Raw genomic sequence first — 20,691 nt, forward strand, 5'->3', positions numbered from 1 at the left:
CTTTTAATTAGATTTATAAATTAAACTAAATTCATGTTAGAACCGATTAAATACACAACAATAAGTTCAATATGTGTCCGTGATATAATTTTTTATGAGAAAACTAATGATGAGTATCTAATTTCATTTTGTAAACTAAATCATATTTCATATTTACCTGGAAAAGATAGACGAAGCTGTTATAAATTAAACGGTAATAAATTTGAACTAATTAAAAAAATACCTGAAGAATTAATTTGTTATCCCCACGACCTCATTTTTAGTGAATCTACAATTAGGAAATTTACAAATGGTAACCATGATGAAGTTATGTTTGTTATGGATAGAGGCATGATAAAAGCCGTTGTTCATATTGTTGATTATAACAATAATGAACTTTATGTTGAATTATTTAGATTACTATTAAAGTTCGAGAAAAACGTAAGAAAACTATTAGAGAAATGCGGAAAGAAAAATGAAGATGTTTTGGAATATTTTGAGATTGAATCTTTAAACAGTACTTTTTTCTTAGAAAAAATTGAATATTATAAAAGTGAAAGTGGTAAATCTAGAATTCTTAATTCTAATATATTTGAAGCTTTTTATTTAAGAGATTTATTACTGTTCTCCTATCATGCCAATATATTAGATAAGAGGGATGTTAATCTAAAAAAAATAACAACAATAAGAAATTGGGTCGCACACTCCCGTGAAGTTATTTATATTAATCCTGATTCCAAGCATCCAATTTATAATATAGAGGGTTTAAAAGAGTTCGTAGAAAATGTTCAATCATTATTTAGAGCATTTGATCATGTCGAAATGAAAATCTTAGATATTTGAAAGTATAAATATTACTCAATAGTAGGCTAATAGTATTCAAAATTTAAAATAAATTTATTCGTTTTTGGTAACAACGATCAGGCAACATCTAACTATGCAACAACCTCGCACACCTCTACCTTATCTTTACACTATTATTAACCTTAATTGTTAGTTATGAATAAGAATACAAACGTAAAATGCCCAAACTGTAAAGAAGTCTTTAAAGTAGATGATAGTGTTTATACAGATATCGTAAAACAAGTCAGAGACCAGCAATTTCAAGACGAATTAAATAATCTCTTGGAAACTGCTCAAAAAGAAAAACAATCTGCTTTGCTATTAAAAGAATCTGAACTAAATATTGCTTTCCGCCAAAAGTTGGCAGAAAAACAAAGTGAAATAGAAACATTAAAACATAAAAGCAAATCAGAGCTAGTCGATGAGGTTTCTAAAAAAGAAAAACAAATTCAAGAACTGCAATCTAAACTTGACAGAACAGAAACTGAAAAAAAATTAGAACTTCAAAACGCAGTAAATGAGCTTGAAAAACAAAAGAACCAGCTGGTCAATGATGTGAAACTCAAAGAGTCTGAAAAAGAGAATTTAGAAAAATCTTTAAAAGAAGATTTTAGAAGAGAATTAGATCACGTTGCTAAAGACTTAAAATTAAAGGACGAAGAAATAGAGCGTTTAAAGGACTACAAGCAAAAGCTATCTACCAAAATGATTGGTGAAACGCTGGAACAACATTGCGAAACCGAATTTAACAAGCTAAGATCCTCTGCCTTTCAAAAAGCATATTTCGAAAAAGACAATGATGCTTCTAAAGGAACTAAAGGCGATTATATCTTTAAAGAAAAAGATGAAAACGGCAACGAAATCATTTCCATTATGTTTGAAATGAAGAATGAAAATGATGGAACGACAACCAAAAAGAAAAATGAAGATTTTTTTGCAAAACTAGACAAAGACAGAAGAGATAAAGGCTGTGAATATGCCGTATTAGTCTCTTTATTAGAATCAGATGACGAGTTTTATAACACCGGGATTGTAGACGTATCCTACAAATATGATAAAATGTATGTGGTGCGTCCACAATTTTTTATTCCTATAATTACTTTGCTTCGAAATGCAGGAATGAAGTCTTTGGAATATAAATCAGAGTTAAGTATTATTAGAAATCAAAATGTAGATATTACACATTTCGAGGACAAAATAAATGATTTTAAAACCGGCTTTGCAAGAAATTACGATTTAGCAAGTCGCCAGTTTGGAGAAGCTATAAAGGAAATAGATAAAACCATGGATCATCTACAAAAAACCAAAGAAGCATTATTATCGTCTGTAAATAATTTACGCTTGGCAAATAATAAAGCAGACGATTTAACAATAAAGAAATTAACCCATGGCAACCCTACCATGAAGGAAAAGTTTAACAACTTAAAAACGACTAGCAACTAATAAGATATGATCACAGGAGAAATAAAAAGCAAAATAGATAAAATCTGGGACGATTTCTGGACTGGAGGCATTTCTAACCCACTTACAGTAATTGAGCAGTTTACCTACTTAATCTTTATTAAGCAGTTAGACGACAAACAGATTCTTATGGAAAAGAAGGCTAATCTTTTAGGTGTTCCTATGGAAAACCCTATTTACACCAAGGATCAAAGTGCCTTACGCTGGAGTAACTTTAAAAATAAAGATCCAGAAGTGATGTTCAATCTGTTTACCAGACCACAACGTGAGCTTAATGATGTCACAGCCTTTGATTTCATGAAAACCATTGGTGCTGAAGGTGGAGAATTTGCCAAGTTTATGAAAGGTGCCATCTTCATGATACAATCTCCAAAACTTTTAGATAAAGTGGTTCAGCAAATAGATCAGTTACCTTTAGATAATAGAGATACAAAAGGAGATTTGTACGAGTACATGCTATCTAAAATTGCAGAAGCAGGCACTAATGGGCAATTCCGTACACCACGCCATATTATTAACATGATGGTAGCTATGGCGCAGCCTAAAAAAGATGATATTATCTGTGATCCAGCCTGTGGAACAGCAGGATTTCTGGTAAGTGCAGGAGAATATATTTACAACAACCATAACGACTGGTTTCAAGACAAAACCTTTAGGGAACATTTTAATTCTAACATGTTTCATGGTACCGAGTTTGACCCTTCCATGTTACGTATTGCAGCTATGAACTTGCAATTACATGGCATGGAAACACCTGTGTTGGTTGGTAAGGATGCTTTAAGTGAAGCTAATGGTGATGTAGAGAATGCTTATACTTTAATTCTTGCAAACCCACCATTTAAAGGTAGTTTAGATTATGATGAGGTAGAAAGCAGCCTATTACAAACCACCAAAACCAAAAAGACAGAATTACTATTCTTGTCCTTAATGCTACGTACTTTAAAAGTAGGTGGTCGTGCAGCTGTAATTGTACCAGATGGTGTGTTGTTTGGTAGCTCTAATGCCCACAAAAGTATTCGTAAAGAGTTGGTAAACAACCAAAAATTAGAAGCAGTAATTTCTATGCCGAGTGGTGTGTTTAAGCCCTATGCAGGCGTAAGTACAGCAGTCTTATTTTTCACCAAAACCAATTCTGGTGGAACAGATAACGTGTGGTTTTACGATATGAAAGCAGATGGTTATAGTTTAGATGATAAGCGTAATGAAATTAAAGAAAATGATATACCAGATATTCTTGGGCGTTATAAAAATTTAGAAGCTGAAATAGACAGAGCCAGAACAGACCATAGCTTTTTAGTGCCTTTTGATGAAATTAAGGGTAACGATTGGGACTTATCCATTAACCGCTACAAAGAAATGGTATATGAAGAAATTGAATATGATGCGCCTAAAGACATTATTGAAGCTATAAAAGATTTGGACAAAGAAAGAACAAATGCATTATTAACTTTAGAAAACCTATTTAATTAATGGATTTAGTTAAACTTCATGAAATTTGTGATTTAAAAAACGGTTTTGCATTTAAGTCTAAAGACTATGTGGATAGCTCTAATACATTAAGTTGTAGAATGAGTAGTATTCGTCCTGGTGGAAATTTTGATCTCGAACATAATAAGAGATTTTTACCTGATGATTTTGTCGAATTATATTCTGATTATTTACTTGAAGAAGGAGACATAGTAATTGCAATGACAGATTTAGCTGGCGATCCTAAAATATTAGGTGTCCCAACTATTGTAAGAACAAATGGGAAAAATTTATTACAGAATCAACGAGTTGGTAAATTGATTGTAAAAGATAATTCAAAAGTTCACATTCCTTTTTTACAGTATGCTTTGAATAGACCAATAAATAAAAGCTACTATAAAAAGTTTGCAGGAGGAGGTTTACAGATCAATGTTGGAAAAAAAGAAATATTAAATAATTCAATCCCACTTCCACCACTAAACACCCAAAAAAAGATAGCAGCTATTTTAGATGAAGCAGACAAATTACACCAACTGGATAAACAACTTATAGAAAAGTATGATGCCCTTACCCAATCCTTCTTTTTGGATATGTTTGGGGATCCTGTTGCTAATCCGAAAGGATGGGAACATAAACCTTTAGTTAAAATTACAAGTAAAATTGGTAGTGGTTCTACGCCAAGAGGAGGCAAAGAATCTTATAGAGAAGAAGGGATTTCTCTAATCCGAAGTTTAAATATTTATGATAATAAATTTAAGTATAAGAATTTAGCTCATATTAGTGATGAACAAGCAAATAAATTAAAAAACGTAATTGTTGAAGAAAATGACGTGTTATTTAATATTACTGGAGCTTCAATTTGTCGTAGTACAATTGTTCCAAATGATGTTTTACCAGCTAGGGTAAATCAGCATGTTTCTATCTTAAGACCTTTAATTAATAAATTAAATCCACTGTTTTTGAATCATTTTTTAATCTCTGAAAATGTAAAAAATCAATTATTAGGTGTAGGTTCTGGTGGTGGAGCTATAATGCAGGCTATTACTAAAAAACAGTTAACTGATTTAGAAGTAATAATACCACCAATCGAATTACAAAACCAATTTGCAGAACGCGTTCAAGCCATAGAAGCCCAAAAAGCTCAAGCACAACAAAGTCTACAAAAAAGTGAAGAATTGTTTAATAGCCTATTACAAAAGGCGTTTAAAGGGGAGTTAATATGAGACCAGACATTTATCCTAGGACATTAGAAAATATTAAGGCAGTACTACTACATTATTTTCCAAAATATAGCCACAGCGAGGTTAATAAAAACGCAGAAAGAGTTTAGACCAACGTAAATTCAAACTTAACGAGCTTGAATATTGCTGTGAAATAACCACAAAGAATGTGGATTTAATTAGACAGTATTATAGAGGTATAGATATTAATACTTTGCTTGTTGTTGGTCATAATGTTTTATTTGAAGATGAATCTAAATGGGGAGGTGAGGAAAGAAGAAGAAAATTAAAAGCAATTAAAGAAGGCTTAAAAATTTAAAAAAAATGTTTAACAGTCTTTTACATAAGGCGTTTTAAGGAGAGCTGGTATGAGAATAATTAGATTAATTTTATTAATACTGCTTGTAGTTTCTATTCAATCATGTAAAAAGAAAACGTCTAGATCTAATAATTATAGCAATGATTCAGAAAGATATTACAATGAATATGAGGAAGCTTATCCAGATGACACTTATTGTGCAGATGTTGATTACTATAATCCAGATACTGGTTTTAGTAATAATTACACGTTAAATGTAGATGTAGAGTATAATGAAGTGATTAGAATATCTTTTTCAAGTGGTTGGCTCGATAGTAGTGAGTTTTCTTCAGAAGAATTAGATGAAGATGGTTATTGCTCTATTACATTGTATGATGGACGAGAATTTGAAATTCAAATAACAGGTTCAGAATGTTCATTTGATGATGGTTACCAAATTGAAAATGACATACAGGATGAGATAGCTGCTGTCACTTGTCCAAGGTGTGGCTTTTCAAAATATGAGTATGATGATTATTGTGATGATTGCCAAGATAGGATAGATAAAACATGCAGTCGTTGTGGTCAATATGATGCGTTTATGTTTGCAGGTGATGAGTTGTGTTCAGACTGTGAAGAAGAGGATCAAGAAGATGATGATTGGTAATAAGTAATTTATAATGGAAAATAAAACCAAAAATAAAAATGCAATTAAAACTTATGTAAATAAGGAGGCTTACCTTTTTGGTAATGGAATTAACAGAACGTTAAATAGTATTGAGGATAGATATAAGTGGGAGAACTTATTAAATGATCTAAACGATAGGTTTGCAGATAATAAAGTTTCTAATATTAAGGAGAAACCTTTTCCTATGGTTTATGATGAGATTGTGAATTATTCATTAAGGAATGGTAATAGTAATGAGGGTTATGTGAAAAGTTTTATTAAATCTAAAATTGATAAAATTAAGCCTAATAATAGATATTCGATAGTTGAAAGAGTACGCAATTGCGAAATCTTAACTACAAATTATGACTATTTAATTGAGCAAGAGTTAGATTATAATTGGAAAAGGAATCCTATTAATAGACTAGAGTATTATTATAGTATTTATAGATTCCAAAAGACACCCACAAATAGGGTGTGGCATATACATGGTGAACAAGCGGATTCTAGATCTTTATTACTGGGTTTTAGACATTATATAAATTATGCCACTAAAGTAAAATCGAGGGCTGAATTGTTTCTCAATGGGTTAAAGAATAGTACAGAACATAATAACCCATCTTGGGTTGAATTATTTTTCACACATAATATAAATATTATTGGGTTAGGAATGTCATTTACGGAGTATCCTCTTTGGTGGCTATTAGCGTATAGAAACCAAAAAATAATATCTGATCCTAACATTATAATTAATAACAAGATTAACTTTTTATTACCTTCCTTTTCCAAAAAGAAAAACAGTAATTTAATTGATTTATTAAAGGCTTATAGCGTTAATTGTAAAGTCATCAAAGTGAATGATAAAGACTATGATGGGTTTTATGAAAAGGCTTTGAGATTGGATTAATAAATTAAACCCACTCTAAATAAATTTTAAGTATGGACATACAAAAATATAACGTCAATCAACATCTAATAGAAACCCTATTAGCTTGGGTTAAGAGTGGTGAAATAGCTATTCCAGAAATCCAACGTCCTTTTGTTTGGGATGGAGCTAAAGTACGTGACCTCATGGACAGTTTGTATCAAGGGTACCCAATTGGCTATATTATTACATGGCGAAATCCAAATATTAGACTTAAAGATGGCTCTACTTCCGAAGGTAAAAAGATACTAATTGATGGTCAACAACGTGTTACTGCACTAACAGCTGCTATTTTAGGGAACTATGTTATTGACAAAAATTACAAGCGTATTAAAATAAAAATAGCCTTTAATCCTATTAAAGAAAAGTTCGCTGTGCAAACACCAGTAATTGTTAAAGACAAACAATGGATTCCAGACATATCAAAAGTGCTAAGTGGAGAAATAAACTCTTTTAATTTTACTAATGACTTTATAAATAATAACCCAGATTTAGACCAAAATGATATTGTTAGTGCCATTAACAAACTGTTCAACTTAGCAAAAAAACAAATTGGTTTAATAGATCTCGATGGGGAGTTAGATATAGAAACCGTAACTGAGATATTTATTCGTATTAATTCACAGGGTGTTATTTTAAGTCAAGCGGACTTTGCAATGAGTAAGATAGCTGCTAATGATACTTATGGAGGTCAAGAACTACGTAAAGCCATAGATTACTTTAGTCATTTAGCTGTTGCGCCAGAGTTTTATCAGTTTATTGCAGACCATGATACAGACTTTTCTAAAACTGATTATTTCCAAAAGATGTCATGGTTGAAAAATGAAAATGAAGATTTGTATGACCCAAAGTATACAGATGTTTTGAGAGTTGCTTTTACAACACAGTTCAATAGAGGTAAGCTATCAGATTTAGTTAGCTTACTTTCTGGGAGAAACTTTGAAACTAGAACGTATGAGGAAGAAATTGCAGAAGCATCATTTAAGAAATTGTCTGATGGTGTATATCATTTCATGAATGAAACAAACTTCAAACGTTTTGTTATGATTATTAAATCTGCTGGATTCATTTCATCTAAGATGATTCGTTCTCAAAATGCTATAAACTTTGCCTATATAGTGTATCTAAAATTAAAAGCACAAGGTGAGAATCCAGCGAATATAGAAACCTATGTTCGTAAGTGGTATGCATATTCTGTATTAACTGGTCGCTATTCTGGCTCACCAGAATCTATGTTTGATTTCGATATAAGACAAATTGAATTGAAGTCATTTAAGGATTATTTAAAAGAGAAGGAAGATGGAGAGTTATCAGAAGCCTTTTGGAATGCTTCGTTAGTTCAAAGTTTAAATACCTCAGTAACAAGTAGCCCTTATTTTCATGTATATCTAGCAAGTCAAATTCGAGCTAATGATAAAGGCTTCTTATCAAAAGAAATCACAGTCGGTGATTTAATTACGTATAGAGGAGATATACATCATATTTTTCCAAGAAACTATCTGAAAAATGCTGGATTACCTAGAGGGAAATACAATCAAATTGCCAACTATGTTTATATGCAACAAGAAGTAAATATTAAAGTTGGGGCAAAAGCACCAAATGTCTATTTCGGTGAGATATTAGAACAGTGTAATAGTGGTTTATTAAAGTATGGAGGCATAAATGAGTTAGGTGAACTGAAAACAAACTTAATTCAGAACTGTATTCCAGAAGTTATTTTTACAATGAATATTGATAGTTATGACGAGTTTCTTTTATCAAGAAGAAAGTTAATGGCAAATAAAATGAAAGACTATTATTTTAGTCTTTAAAGTGGTTAAAACAAATGCATTATTTATATTTAACACTCCTTAAGTATGTAATAGCTGATATTATATGTGCACAAAGACTGCACACATAAGAACTATGTTTGTCCTAAATTAAGTCTATGCAAAATAATTTTGATTTTATTAAAGCAGATTTCCCAGAGCTATACAAGCAATCTGTCGAGGCAGAAAAGTATGTGTTTAAAGCTCCTAAATATGCTGCGTTACAATGTAGGATAGTATTAGAGTTAACGGTAAATTGGTTGTATGATAATGATCCAGATTATGAAAGACCTTACGACACAACATTAGCTGCTTTAATGTATCATGATGATTTTAAACATGATATAAAAGACTCCTTACTTAACGAGTTAACATTAGTTAGAAAGATTGGGAATGCTGCTGCTCATGGTAAAAGAGTAAATAACAAAGAGGCTCTTATATGTCTTAGAAGTGTATTTAGATTATTATCATTTGTTGGGATTAATTACAATGAAGAAAGTCCCACTCTACCAATGTTTAATGAAGCGCTTATTCCAACTGGAGAAGTAAATGATAAAACATCAAAAGAACTTCAGGAAAAATCTGATGCTATTGAAAAGTTGTTGTCTGAAAAGAAGCAGCAACTTGAAAAAGCCATTGAACTGCAAAAGGAAAACAACTTGCTAAAATTACAAGTTGAGCAACAACAAAAGGAATTAAAAGAGCGTAAAGTAGAGCGTCAGATTGAAGTGGATTTTGAAGAGGTTGTACCAATGTTAACTTCTGAAACTGAAACACGAAAGTTATTTATTGATGTGTTGCTTAAAGAAGCTGGTTGGGATGATTTGAAACAAGGTAGAGACTTAGAATATAAAGTCACTGGAATGCCTGTATCTGTTAATCCTTCAGGAATAGGATATGTAGATTATGTGCTGTGGGATGACAACGGAATGCCTTTAGCAGTAGTAGAAGCTAAAAAGACACTTCACGACCCTAAAAAGGGAAAGCATCAAGCTTTTTTATATGCCAATTGTTTAGAACAAATGACAGGGCAACGCCCAATCGTTTTCTATACCAATGGGTTTGACACGCACGTATGGGATGATTTGTTTTATCCTGAACGTCCAGTAAGTGGGTTTTATACTAAAGATGAGCTTCAATATCTTATTGAGCGTAGGAGTACTAGAAAGGATTTAAGGCAGTTTCAAGTTAATAGAGAGATATCAGGAAGACCTTATCAGTTAGAGGCAATAAAGCGTGTTGCAGAAGCTTTGGTAGTGACCAATCAGGGTGAATTAAAAGGAAAAAATAGAGAGGCACTTTTAGTTATGGCAACTGGAAGTGGTAAAACTAGAGTGTCTGCTGCAATTGTAGATATGTTAACTAAAAGTAATTGGGCAAAACGTGTATTATTTTTAGCAGATAGAAATGCTTTAGTTACACAGGCTAAAAATGCTTTTAAAGAACATGTGCCTCATTTAAGTGCTATTGACTTAACTAAAGAAAAAGAGGATAATGGAACACGTCTTGTTTTCTCTACTTACCCAACCATAATGAACCGTATAGATAGCTTGAAAAATGATGATGGCAGGTTTTATGGTGCAGGTCATTTCGATGTGATAATCATTGATGAAGCTCATAGGTCTGTTTATCAAAAGTATCGTGCCATTTTCGAGTATTTTGATTCCATTTTAATAGGTTTAACAGCAACGCCCAAAAAAGATATTGATCATAATACCTATTCATTATTTAATATTGAAGATGACAACCCAACCTTTGCTTATGAATTAAATCAAGCCGTTCAAGACAAGTTTTTGGTACCACCTAAAGCCATAGATGTACCAGTGAAATTTGTACATGAAGGGATAAAATACAGTGAGCTATCTGAAGCAGATAAATTAAAGTTTGAAGAAACATTTATAGATGGTGCATCAGGTGACGAAGAAGATATTGAAATTAGTAAATCAGCTATAAATAAGTTTTTGTTTAATAATGAAACTGTTGATGTAGTATTGGATTATCTAATGAACCATGGAATAAAAGTTGAAGGTGGTGATAAACTTGGCAAGACTATAATTTTTGCAAAAAATCACAAACATGCTGTTTTTATTGAAGATAGATTTAATAAAAATTATCCAGAATGGTCAGGTAAATTTTTGAGAGTAATTGATAATTACGAATCCAAAGCACAAGACATTCTAGAAAAGTTTTGTGAAGACAAAAAAGAATTAGAACCACAAATAGCAGTATCAGTAGATATGATGGATACAGGTGTAGATGCACCTAGAGTAGTCAATTTGGTGTTTTTTAAACAGGTAAAATCCTATGCTAAATTCTGGCAAATGATTGGACGTGGTACTAGGTTAAGATTTGATTTGTTTGGTCCTGGTATGGATAAGGAGTATTTCATGATTTTCGATATTTGCGATAATTTTAGTTTTTTTAATGAATTTCCAGATGGTATTAAAGCCACTAATTCAAAATCATTATCTGAAAAAATATTTGAAGCTAAATTAAATGTGTTAATGACCATTAGAGATAATCCAGAATCGACACAAGAAGAAGATGCTTTGGCTGTTAATTATACCAATCAGTTGCATGATGCTATTAGTAATCTTAATCAAGATAGATTTGAAGTCAGAAAGCATTGGAATTTGGTTACAGAATTTAAAATTAGAAATCGTTGGGATAATTTAAGCATTGGAGATGTCCATGATTTAAGTGCAAATCTTTCTGGTCTTGGAGCTTATAATGAAGAAGATAATGAATTAGCTAAAAGATTCGATTTGCTTGTTTTAAACTTTCAATTAGTCATCCTTTCTGGCAATAAAAAGGCTGAAGAAACTTATGTCAAGCAAATTTACAACATAGCAAAAAACCTATATAAGAAAAGAAATATCCCAAAAGTAAATGAAAAACTTGGTTTAATTAGGCAGATTCAAGAAGAAGAGTTTTGGAGAAATACGAATGTCAATATTGCAGAAAATTTACGAGTTGAATTAAGAGATTTATTAAAGTTTATTGAAAAAGAACAGGTAAATACTGTGTACACAGACTTTGCAGATGAGATACAACTACATAAGGTAAAGGAAATAGATATTATGCCAACCTATTCTAGGTTAAAAAGCTATAAAGATAGAGTAGAGTCGTTTATTAGAAAAAACAAATCTCATTTGGTAATCGATAAGCTTTATAAAAACATCCCAATTACACCTAAAGAACTAGAGCTTTTAGAAACATTTTTATTTAATGAAGAATTAGGAACAAAAGAGGAATACCAGAATGAATATGGAGAACAGCCTTTAGGTAGATTCATTAGAAGCGTAGTAGGCTTAGATATTGAAACGGTTAATATGCTGTTTGCCAACTTTATTGAAGATGAAAATTTAAAACCAGTTCAAATAACTTTTATACAAACTCTAATTAACTACCTAAACCATAACGGTACATTAGATAAAAAGCTATTGACACAACCACCTTTTAATGAAGCAAGCGATGATGGTATCATTGGTTTATTTGACGATCATAATGTTAGAAAAATCGTTTCGATTATTGATAATGTGAATGGAAATATTGGCTAATCATTAAATTGAGCTTTCCCATTAAAACTTAAAGATGATTTTAAACTGTGCGATTACACTGCATAGTTCTATTGTATCATTGCAGTATAAATCTTAAATACTGTAATTATGACTTCATATCAAAATTTCTGGAATGCTGAAATAGAAACACTTCTTCAGCAATTAGACGCACCTCAATCCCTTGAAGATAACATCGTAGATACGTTACGAAGTTCTAAAAGAACTGGGATTTTTCCAAACCAAATTATTAACGCCTTACGTATAGGACTTTCTGTAAAAGAAGGAAATCAAAACATGGCTTTTGTTGCTTCAATGCAAAGTGGAAAATCTGGGACTATTTACTTTTTATGTAATTACGTATTACCAGCAATAGGTCTAATTAAGGAATTTGAGTCTATTTTATTTGTAACGAGTATGAGAGATACAGACTTATACGACCAAAATTGCCGTGTGTTAGAACGTGAATATTATGATTGTATTTCTGGTGATATGAAACCTTCTGTATTAAAGGTTATGAAAATGAGTGATTTCTTTAATCATCCGAATCCTCACAAAATCGTAAATGAATATGATGTGCAATTGATAGTTCGCGATGAGGATCAATACGGTTCTGGTGTAGAGTCTTCTTTCGAGTTAGCCTTTTTTGCAGAGCTAAGATGTCGTATTCCAGATATTAAACTTTTAGCAGTTAGTGCAACCCCTTATGATATTTTAGATGCTCAATTTACAGGAGCCACAGATGTCGATGTGATTGTTGGGGTTCGTCCACCAGAATATTATGGAATTTCTGAAATGCTAGAAGATAATGTTATTGAAGATATTCCTGAAGGATTTAGACCAATTCAAGCACAAGATGTTGATGGTGAGGAGATCTACAATGTTCATCCAAAAACTGAAGAATATGTAAACTATTTAAACACGTTTGAAAGTGGATTGGGCATCATAAGAGAATCAAATACTTCAAGAGCAATTGAATTAAGGAGATTGTTGAAAAAGCAATATAAAAATAAGTGTACTACAATTCTTATTGGCTCAGATGTAGCTTGTGACTTTAGTATTAATGAAGGAATAAAAGAGCTTTCAGATTTAATTCTAAAAAGAGGGCAACGAGTAGTTCTTATAATTGTACAAGCACTTACAGCCGGTAAAGATTTAGGCATTCTTAAAGAGAAAGTTCGTTTCGGTATTGAACCAAGAGATAAACAACTAGCTAATGGTGCGCAAGGCATCACTGGTCGTTTCTGCGGATACCATGCTAACCGGAACTTCAAATTGATGGCGAGTAGAGGTCTTTTAGAACATTATGCACAATTTGAACAAGACTGGGAGATTTTTGCTGATGATGAATGGCGTAACAACTTGTTAAACAACAATGTGAAAGGCTTGAGCACACATACAAAGTTTGTAAAAACACAAGTGGAAGGTTCATTCATCCCTGTTGAACAAATAGAAACATGGACCTATGAGCAACTATTAAGTGAAAAAGGCCGTGAGGCTCTGTCATTTATTGATAACGATGCTTACCATCGCCTACTGGATTATTTCGAATCAACCTTTTACAATGTTTCTACAAAAGGGGTTCGCTTCAATCAGAAAGGAGTAACGGTACGTATAGCTTCTGGTTATAATCAAGCTAGTAATCGTGTATATAAAAACTGGGAATGCAATTTAGCTTCAGATTTTGGAAATATCTTCTTTAAAAAAATCCAATATCAATATGGAATTTTAATCAGCAATTACCCTTGCGATGATGTTCGTAATACCTTAGGTTTTACTGGAATAAAAATCATTCAATCTGGAAAGAAAGAATGGCGTAATCAAGAGACAAGCGTACAAAACAATTCCATGTATGATAATAACGAGGCAGCATAACTGTAATTAATACTCTGTTTAATATTTATTTTTAGAGATGAAGACCAAAGAAGGAATACCAATTAATATGGAAGAAACAAAAATGTATATACATTATTCAGATAAGGAAATTCTTAATGTAGAATTTTCATATCTAATATTTAATGTTGATAGCATCAACAAAAAATTTGGCGATTTAGCCGATTTTGTAGCCAAGTATAATCTGTGGGGAAAAACGAATGGGAAATTATATATTTTAAATGAAATGGTGCAACCACATGACAGACTACATCATTTAATTTATACAACCTTAAAACCTCTAGGCTTCAAGCAATATGACGATTTTGTCCTGGGATATGAACAACTCATAAAAGGTGCAAATGGATATGTTTCACCATTATTAGACAAAGATATCCCTGGAATGGAAGATGTAGAATGGCTTGGAAGTATAATTACCCGGGAAGGTAATTTTGTCTGGTACAGAGAAATCGAAGATTGGGAAACTTATCTGGAATGGCGCCTAGAAAATCAACCACAGTTTTCTATTGGTTATTATCAAATGCTTCTAATTAAATACTTTGAAAAGCACGAGCCACATAAACTCAAATTTGAACCAAAGATTATCGAGCATAGAGGCGATAAAGTAATTTTCGGAATGAAAAAACATAAGGGCTATTTAGCTACAAAAATAGACGCATTATTAGAATAGATGATAGATCCAAATGGGAATAAAACATATATAATAAGTTAAATCAAATCCAATGATCACAAACTCATCCCAGTACAAACAAAAATACCTCCAGCAATTTAAAAATTTAACTGACAATGAATTAGTTGAAGAATTTAACTGCAAAGTTGGTATTAAGTATTTCAATTTTGCTATTCAAGGATTTATGGATGCAATGAGGGAAGAACTCATAAGAAGAAAAATTGATTATAGCGAAATTGGCCATGAAAATTCCATGTCTTATACGAATAAAGTCAAAATTGTAAATTGTAAAATAATCAAAGAAATTTAGATCATTAAAGAACCTACTACATTTATAAAAAAAACGATATGAATTTAAAAAAAACAGCTATACAACCTTTTTCCGCTAAAGTCACTTTAGGACTTGAAATAGGTTATACTCAAAAGACAATAAATAAATCGGCAATAATTACATTCATACAAGATTATCAAAATCAATTACTTAAAGAAAAAGATGTTATTTTAAGCGTTTCTTTAAGTGATTGTGAGATTGTTTTAAGTGGTCAAGTCGAACCACATCTAAATTTAAATTTCATAAACTATCCGAAATTCCCTTTAGAAGTGAAAATACTAAAATTTGAGATTGAAAATTTAACCAATTCCTTGATGAATAAATTTGAACAAAATAGAGTTGTTATTGAATATATGGACGAAACAATCATGTTTGAAAATTCAGAATTAATTGATCCCAGAATTATAACAAAATAAGTCACTAAACATAGGCCATGAGTGTTATGAAAAAGATAATTATCATTTTACTTTTAATTAGTGGCTTTATAGTATATAAAACTACAAATATTAGAAGATTGATCCATAATTTTGAAACAGGTCAAAAAATTGATAGCCTAAATGGCGTTTACGTCTATTACAATGGTAACGTAGGAAATGTAGTTAAAAGAAATACAAAAAATGGATATAATATTGGGTTAGAATATCAATGTGTGGAATTTGTAAAAAGATACTATTATGAATATTTCAATCACGAAATGCCAGACAGTTATGGCCATGCTAAAAGTTTCTTTGATAAGAATATTCCTGATGGAAAAATCAATAAAAAGAGAGATTTAATTCAATATGAAAATCCGAGCAACTCAAAACCTCAAAAGAATGATTTAATTGAAATAGGTGCTGATTTTGTTAAAGATGAATACAGTGAATTTCATGAAATAGTGTGTTCTAAAGCATTATCTGATTTTACTAACAAATGGTTTGAATTAGATGGGAAGCTTTTTCGAGAGCCTGTTTTTTTAGATGGAACATTTGGATTATATTCTGCACAAGGTGAAGGTGTGCTAGATGCAGACATTACTGATTGTATTTTTATCGATTCAACAAAAGAAACAGAATTTTTAAAAGAACTGGAGAGAATAATAGATTTGTTTAAGCCTGATTAATAATTATCGGGACTTTTATTAGTTTCTGTCTTCTGAAATTGACGCATATATTCAAGAAAATAGTTTTGAAAAAGATGAAAATGAGCAATTATGCAATAAAGAACGATGCATTGTTATTATAATATGGCCAATTATTCTGTGGATCTTTAAAAAAGCTCTTATCGTAAAAGCGTGAAATTTAATGAGTATGTCGTCACTTATGTTGTCACTAAAAAAAGTAAAACCCCTTAAAACACTGTGTTTTCAGGGGTTTTTGGTGGTGCCTCCAGGAATCGAACCAGGGACACATGGATTTTCAGTCCATTGCTCTACCAACTGAGCTAAGGCACCAGTCGCATAATTGCGGATGCAAATATATATTCATTTTTATTATTCGCCAAAAGAAAATAAATAAAAAATGGTTTTGTAAATTTACAGCCATTAATATAAGTATGGATTTAGTAATAGACGTAGGGAATACATTTGTTAAGTTTGCTGTTTTTCAGGAAGATGAGATTGTGTTTCAAACTTCAACAGAGGTATTTAATTTCGAAAAAGAATTTAAGAATATACTGAAAAAGTACAGTAAAATTAAAGATTGTATTATTTCGTCTGTTGGGAATTTAAATAAAGATGACTACAAATTGATTCAAAAATCAATTCATGTTCTCGTTTTAGATTCAGAAACAAAATTACCATTTCAAAACAAATACAAGACTCCAAAAACCCTAGGTGTAGATAGATTAGCTCTAGTTAGTGGAGCTGTAAAACTGTTTCCACAAAAAAATGTACTTGTAATAGATGCTGGAACTTGTATTACATTCGATTTTATATCTAAGGAAAACACTTATTTAGGAGGAGCTATTTCTCCAGGAATAAGAATGCGTTATAAATCTTTAAATAATTTAACAGCTAATTTACCGTTATTAGAAACAAAATTACCTGAACACTTTATTGGAGACACGACAGGAGATGCCATTCATTCAGGCGTTGTTTTTGGTGTTTTAAGCGAAATTGAAGGAGCAATTAATCAATATATGCATAAATATTCAGATTTAACAGTTATTTTAACAGGTGGAGACGCTAATTTTTTGTCTAAACAATTAAAAAGTAGCATATTTGCCAACTCAAATTTCCTTTTACAAGGATTGAACCATATTTTACAATTTAATAAAGCCGAATGATTAAAAAACTTGTATTAGTTTTTATTGCAATGTTTGCAATTCAAAGTTACGCTCAGGAAGGAACTGCTTCTCCTTATTCTTTTTACGGAATAGGTAGCTTAAAATTTAAAGGAACAGTTGAAAATAGAAGTATGGGAGGAATAACTGTATACTCAGATAGTATCCATGTTAATTTAAGCAATCCAGCTTCTTACGCTTCAAAAAATTTAGCCATTTATAATAATGAATCTAGACCTGTTAAATTTGCAATAGGTGGAGGTCATACTAATGCGAAATTAAAAAGTGACAATGGGACAGATGAAGTAAATTCAACCACTTTAGATTATATAGCTATGTCTTTCCCAATTGGTAAATTTGGGCTTGGGCTTGGGCTTATTCCCTATACTTCGGTTGGTTATAAACTAGAAACTTTAAATGATGATAGCGAACTCTACAGTCAATTTAGAGGAAAAGGTGGTGTAAATAAAGCTTATACGTCTTTAGGATATTTAGTAAACAATAAATTAAGCTTAGGTGTTGATTTTGGTTTTAACTTTGGTAATATTAAAAATAATACTATTCAGTATGTTTATACAAACGAAGGTGATTTAGCTCAATACCAAACTAGAGAAGATAATAATTCAGATTTAGCAGGTATAACATTAAATTTTGGAGCTATTTACAAAACAGTTTTAGCAAATGGTTTTGAATTAACGTCAAGTTTAACTTATAGACCAAAAACGAATCTTACTTCTAAAAACTCAAGAACTTTCAACACAATTACAATTAATGCTTCTAATGGAGACGAGTATGTTGTTAATTCAATAGAAGCAGATCTTGCTGCACAAAATTTAAAACAAACAGAGTTAGCTCTTCCAGCAAAACTTTCAGTTGGCACAGGAATAGGCCAGCCTAACAGATGGTTTGTAGGATTAGAATATACGTTGTTAAATACAAGTCAATTTAAAAACGTTTTATACGAATCAAGCGATTCTGCAGGAAATGTAAAATATACAAATGCATCTTCTTTTTCACTAGGTGGATTTTTTATACCAGATTATAATTCTTTTTCAAGCTATTTAAAAAGAGTTGTTTATAGAGCAGGAATAAGGTTCGAAGAAACTGGGTTAAATATTAATGACGAAGCTATAAATGAGTTTGGCATATCTTTTGGAGTAGGTTTACCAATAGGGAACGCATTCTCTAATGCAAATTTTGGAGTAGAGTTTGGAAAAAAAGGAACAACCAATCAAAATCTTATTCAAGAGAATTTTATAAAATTCCAACTTAGTTTGTCATTTAATGATAGATGGTTCCAAAAAAGAAAATTTAATTAAACAATAAACTTGATATTATGAAAACAAAGATTACATTATTAGCTCTTATGCTGTTTTTAGGATTCAATGTTGTTAACGCACAACAAGACGAAGAATGTATGACTAATTTGTCTATATTCTCTGAATATGCAAAAGCAAAAAATTATGATGCTGCATTTGATACTTGGATGAAAGTTAGAACTAAATGTCCACAATTAAACAGAGCTATATATACTTATGGTGAGGATATTTTAGATTATAAAATTGAGAATACTACTGGGTCCGAAAAAGTTGCTTACTTAAACGATTTAATGAAACTATGGGAAGAGCGTAGTCAACATTTTGCTAGTAAAACTCCAACAGGTGAGTATGCTGCAAAAGCTTGTCAGTTAATGTATGATAATAAAGAGTTGTTAAAGAAAACAGATGGAGAATTATATGCGTGTTTTGATGCAGCTTATAAATCAGATCCAGATACTTTTACTAATCCTAAATCTCTTTATACTTATTTTTCATTAATGGTAGATTTATATGATGCTGGAGAAAAATCTGCTTCAGAATTGTTTAATAAATATGATGATGTTGTAGAAAAAGTAGAACAAGAAGTAGGTAACTATTCTGAAAGTTTAAATGCGCTTATTGAAAAAGAAGATGCAGGTACAGCATTAACTAGTAAAGAGAAAAGTTATAAAAAATATTATGAAAGTTATTTAAAGGCTTACGATCAAATAGCCGGAAGTATTGATAGTAAATTAGGTTCAAGAGCTAATTGTGAAAACCTAATTCCATTATATACTAAAGATTTTGAAGCAAATAAATCAAATGCTGTTTGGTTACAAAGAGCTGCAGGTAATATGTCTGCTAAAGAATGTACAGACGATCCGTTATTCTTTAAATTAGTAAATGCATATCATAATTTAAGTCCTTCAGCTAATTCAGCTTATTACTTAGGAATCTTAAAAGACAAAGAAGGGAAAACTTCTGAAGCTATTAAGTTTTACGAACAAGCAATTAGTTTAGAATCTGATAGTTTCAAGAAAGCGAAGCTTTATGAAAAAATTGGAGATAAATTAAAAGCGAAAGGAAGTTATGGGCCTGCTAGAGGTTACTTTAGAAATGCTTTAAAGTTCAATCCATCAAATGGAAGACCACATTTAAAAATTGCAGATATGTATAATAGAAGCGCAAATAACTGTGGAGATACAAACTTTAATAAAAGAGCTGTATTTTGGTTAGCAGCAGACGAAGCTGAAAAAGCAGGACGTGTAGATCCAACTTTAACAAGTGCAGCAGCGCAATCGGCAGCTAGTTATAGAGCTAAAGCGCCACAAAAATCTGAGATTTTTAGCGAAGGTAATGCTGGGCAAAAAATCAATATTGGATGTTGGATTGGAGCTAGTGTTACAGTACCTAGTTTATAATGATTAAAACATTTTTACATAAAACTAATTACATAGTCACAGCAATTGCTGTGACTATGTTTTTTTCATGTAAAAACAACTTCGAAGAAGTTAAAAAAATAGGTATATCAGAAAACGAACCTATTGGTGTTGCAGAACATATAGATTTAAAATACACAGATTCTGGTCGTGTAACTGCCAATTTAAAAAGCCCTAAAATGTTAGATTATTCTAATAGAAATTTTGTTTTTAACGAATTTCCAGATGGCATAGATTTAGATTTATTCGACGAGCAAAACCAAAAAAGTAATGTCATTGCAGATTATGCCATTGTTTACGACAAAACAGGAATTATAGATTTACAAGGCAATGTGGTGCTTTCTTCAACAAATAAAGACACCTTATTTGCAGAACAACTTTACTACGACCAAAACAGAGAATGGCTTTTTACCAACAAACCTGTAACCTTTAGAACAGGCCAAGATGTTATAAATGGTAAAGGTTTCGATTCCGATGTAAAATTTACAAAAGCTGAAGTTTTAGAAATTGATGGTATCATTACACTTGACGAATAATTCAGTATCTTTACACAATCATTTTTTAAACGATTCA

Annotated in this window: 18 protein-coding genes and 1 tRNA gene; 18 read left to right on the top strand and 1 reads right to left on the bottom strand. The window is 31.3% G+C overall.

The window, feature by feature from the left end:
* Positions 1-33: 33 nt before the first annotated feature.
* From LX78_RS07710 to LX78_RS07770, 14 genes are all read left to right on the top strand, one after another.
* Positions 34-822 carry a hypothetical protein gene (locus LX78_RS07710; protein ID WP_109682087.1) on the top strand — a complete coding sequence of 263 codons (789 nt, stop codon included), beginning with the start codon at positions 34-36 and terminating at the stop codon, positions 820-822.
* Between the two features lie 156 nt (positions 823-978).
* Positions 979-2,265: a DUF2130 domain-containing protein gene (locus tag LX78_RS07715; protein WP_109682088.1), complete on the top strand. Its 1,287-nt coding sequence runs from the start codon at positions 979-981 to the stop codon at positions 2,263-2,265.
* Between the two features lie 6 nt (positions 2,266-2,271).
* Positions 2,272-3,753, top strand: a complete 1,482-nt coding sequence (locus LX78_RS07720; protein WP_109682089.1) for a type I restriction-modification system subunit M — start codon at positions 2,272-2,274, stop codon at positions 3,751-3,753.
* Complete coding sequence (locus LX78_RS07725; protein WP_109682090.1) at positions 3,753-4,973, top strand: restriction endonuclease subunit S; 1,221 nt, start codon at positions 3,753-3,755, stop codon at positions 4,971-4,973. The genes LX78_RS07720 and LX78_RS07725 overlap by 1 nt, the downstream gene beginning before the upstream one ends.
* Before the next feature lie 166 nt (positions 4,974-5,139).
* Entirely contained in the window at positions 5,140-5,289 is a 150-nt protein-coding gene (locus tag LX78_RS14820) for a hypothetical protein (protein ID WP_170109821.1), read from the top strand.
* A 49-nt stretch (positions 5,290-5,338) separates the two neighbouring features.
* Positions 5,339-5,935: a hypothetical protein gene (locus LX78_RS07730; RefSeq protein WP_109682091.1), complete on the top strand. Its 597-nt coding sequence runs from the start codon at positions 5,339-5,341 to the stop codon at positions 5,933-5,935.
* A gap of 13 nt (positions 5,936-5,948) precedes the next feature.
* Complete coding sequence (locus LX78_RS07735) at positions 5,949-6,842, top strand: SIR2 family protein (RefSeq protein ID WP_109682092.1); 894 nt, start codon at positions 5,949-5,951, stop codon at positions 6,840-6,842.
* A gap of 32 nt (positions 6,843-6,874) precedes the next feature.
* A complete protein-coding gene (locus LX78_RS07740) occupies positions 6,875-8,671 on the top strand; it encodes a GmrSD restriction endonuclease domain-containing protein (RefSeq protein ID WP_109682093.1) in 1,797 nt (598 codons plus the stop codon).
* A gap of 116 nt (positions 8,672-8,787) precedes the next feature.
* The gene (locus tag LX78_RS07745) at positions 8,788-12,228 is read left to right on the top strand and encodes a DEAD/DEAH box helicase family protein (RefSeq protein ID WP_109682094.1); all 3,441 of its coding nucleotides are present in this window, start codon (positions 8,788-8,790) and stop codon (positions 12,226-12,228) included.
* Positions 12,229-12,336: 108 nt separating this feature from the next.
* Positions 12,337-14,100 carry a hypothetical protein gene (locus tag LX78_RS07750; protein ID WP_109682095.1) on the top strand — a complete coding sequence of 588 codons (1,764 nt, stop codon included), beginning with the start codon at positions 12,337-12,339 and terminating at the stop codon, positions 14,098-14,100.
* A gap of 37 nt (positions 14,101-14,137) precedes the next feature.
* A complete protein-coding gene (locus LX78_RS07755; RefSeq protein WP_109682096.1) occupies positions 14,138-14,788 on the top strand; it encodes a hypothetical protein in 651 nt (216 codons plus the stop codon).
* Between the two features lie 52 nt (positions 14,789-14,840).
* Positions 14,841-15,098, top strand: a complete 258-nt coding sequence (locus LX78_RS07760) for a hypothetical protein (RefSeq protein WP_109682097.1) — start codon at positions 14,841-14,843, stop codon at positions 15,096-15,098.
* Between the two features lie 38 nt (positions 15,099-15,136).
* A complete protein-coding gene (locus LX78_RS07765; RefSeq protein ID WP_109682098.1) occupies positions 15,137-15,535 on the top strand; it encodes a hypothetical protein in 399 nt (132 codons plus the stop codon).
* 17 nt (positions 15,536-15,552) lie between these two features.
* Positions 15,553-16,221 (top strand): hypothetical protein, encoded by a 669-nt coding sequence (locus LX78_RS07770; protein ID WP_146192551.1) that lies wholly within the window; start codon positions 15,553-15,555, stop codon positions 16,219-16,221.
* Between the two features lie 254 nt (positions 16,222-16,475).
* Here LX78_RS07770 and LX78_RS07775 read toward each other — a convergent pair.
* Positions 16,476-16,551, bottom strand: a tRNA-Phe gene (locus LX78_RS07775).
* Positions 16,552-16,652: 101 nt separating this feature from the next.
* Here LX78_RS07775 and LX78_RS07780 point away from each other — a divergent pair.
* From LX78_RS07780 to lptC, 4 genes are read left to right on the top strand one after another with little or no spacing between them, the layout of a single operon-like run.
* Entirely contained in the window at positions 16,653-17,384 is a 732-nt protein-coding gene (locus LX78_RS07780; RefSeq protein ID WP_170109822.1) for a type III pantothenate kinase, read from the top strand.
* A complete protein-coding gene (locus tag LX78_RS07785; RefSeq protein ID WP_109682101.1) occupies positions 17,381-18,700 on the top strand; it encodes an outer membrane protein transport protein in 1,320 nt (439 codons plus the stop codon). The genes LX78_RS07780 and LX78_RS07785 overlap by 4 nt, the downstream gene beginning before the upstream one ends.
* Positions 18,701-18,717: 17 nt before the next feature.
* The gene (locus LX78_RS07790; protein WP_109682102.1) at positions 18,718-20,100 is read left to right on the top strand and encodes a tetratricopeptide repeat protein; all 1,383 of its coding nucleotides are present in this window, start codon (positions 18,718-18,720) and stop codon (positions 20,098-20,100) included.
* Complete coding sequence (gene lptC, locus LX78_RS07795) at positions 20,100-20,654, top strand: LPS export ABC transporter periplasmic protein LptC (RefSeq protein ID WP_109682103.1); 555 nt, start codon at positions 20,100-20,102, stop codon at positions 20,652-20,654. The genes LX78_RS07790 and lptC overlap by 1 nt, the downstream gene beginning before the upstream one ends.
* The last annotated feature ends 37 nt before the right edge of the window (positions 20,655-20,691 follow it).

The organism is Xanthomarina spongicola, assembly GCF_003148645.1.
Taxonomy (GTDB): Bacteria; Bacteroidota; Bacteroidia; order Flavobacteriales; family Flavobacteriaceae; genus Xanthomarina; species Xanthomarina spongicola.

Coding starts and splice junctions, on each gene's coding strand:
- LX78_RS07715 (WP_109682088.1), top strand. CDS start 979: ATGAATAAGAATACAAACGTAAAATGCCCAAACTGTAAAGAAGTCTTT.
- lptC (WP_109682103.1), top strand. CDS start 20,100: ATGATTAAAACATTTTTACATAAAACTAATTACATAGTCACAGCAATT.
- LX78_RS07760 (WP_109682097.1), top strand. CDS start 14,841: ATGATCACAAACTCATCCCAGTACAAACAAAAATACCTCCAGCAATTT.
- LX78_RS07770 (WP_146192551.1), top strand. CDS start 15,553: ATGAGTGTTATGAAAAAGATAATTATCATTTTACTTTTAATTAGTGGC.
- LX78_RS07745 (WP_109682094.1), top strand. CDS start 8,788: ATGCAAAATAATTTTGATTTTATTAAAGCAGATTTCCCAGAGCTATAC.
- LX78_RS07755 (WP_109682096.1), top strand. CDS start 14,138: ATGAAGACCAAAGAAGGAATACCAATTAATATGGAAGAAACAAAAATG.
- LX78_RS07735 (WP_109682092.1), top strand. CDS start 5,949: ATGGAAAATAAAACCAAAAATAAAAATGCAATTAAAACTTATGTAAAT.
- LX78_RS07725 (WP_109682090.1), top strand. CDS start 3,753: ATGGATTTAGTTAAACTTCATGAAATTTGTGATTTAAAAAACGGTTTT.
- LX78_RS07785 (WP_109682101.1), top strand. CDS start 17,381: ATGATTAAAAAACTTGTATTAGTTTTTATTGCAATGTTTGCAATTCAA.
- LX78_RS07765 (WP_109682098.1), top strand. CDS start 15,137: ATGAATTTAAAAAAAACAGCTATACAACCTTTTTCCGCTAAAGTCACT.
- LX78_RS07790 (WP_109682102.1), top strand. CDS start 18,718: ATGAAAACAAAGATTACATTATTAGCTCTTATGCTGTTTTTAGGATTC.
- LX78_RS07750 (WP_109682095.1), top strand. CDS start 12,337: ATGACTTCATATCAAAATTTCTGGAATGCTGAAATAGAAACACTTCTT.
- LX78_RS07780 (WP_170109822.1), top strand. CDS start 16,653: ATGGATTTAGTAATAGACGTAGGGAATACATTTGTTAAGTTTGCTGTT.
- LX78_RS07710 (WP_109682087.1), top strand. CDS start 34: ATGTTAGAACCGATTAAATACACAACAATAAGTTCAATATGTGTCCGT.
- LX78_RS07740 (WP_109682093.1), top strand. CDS start 6,875: ATGGACATACAAAAATATAACGTCAATCAACATCTAATAGAAACCCTA.
- LX78_RS07720 (WP_109682089.1), top strand. CDS start 2,272: ATGATCACAGGAGAAATAAAAAGCAAAATAGATAAAATCTGGGACGAT.
- LX78_RS07730 (WP_109682091.1), top strand. CDS start 5,339: ATGAGAATAATTAGATTAATTTTATTAATACTGCTTGTAGTTTCTATT.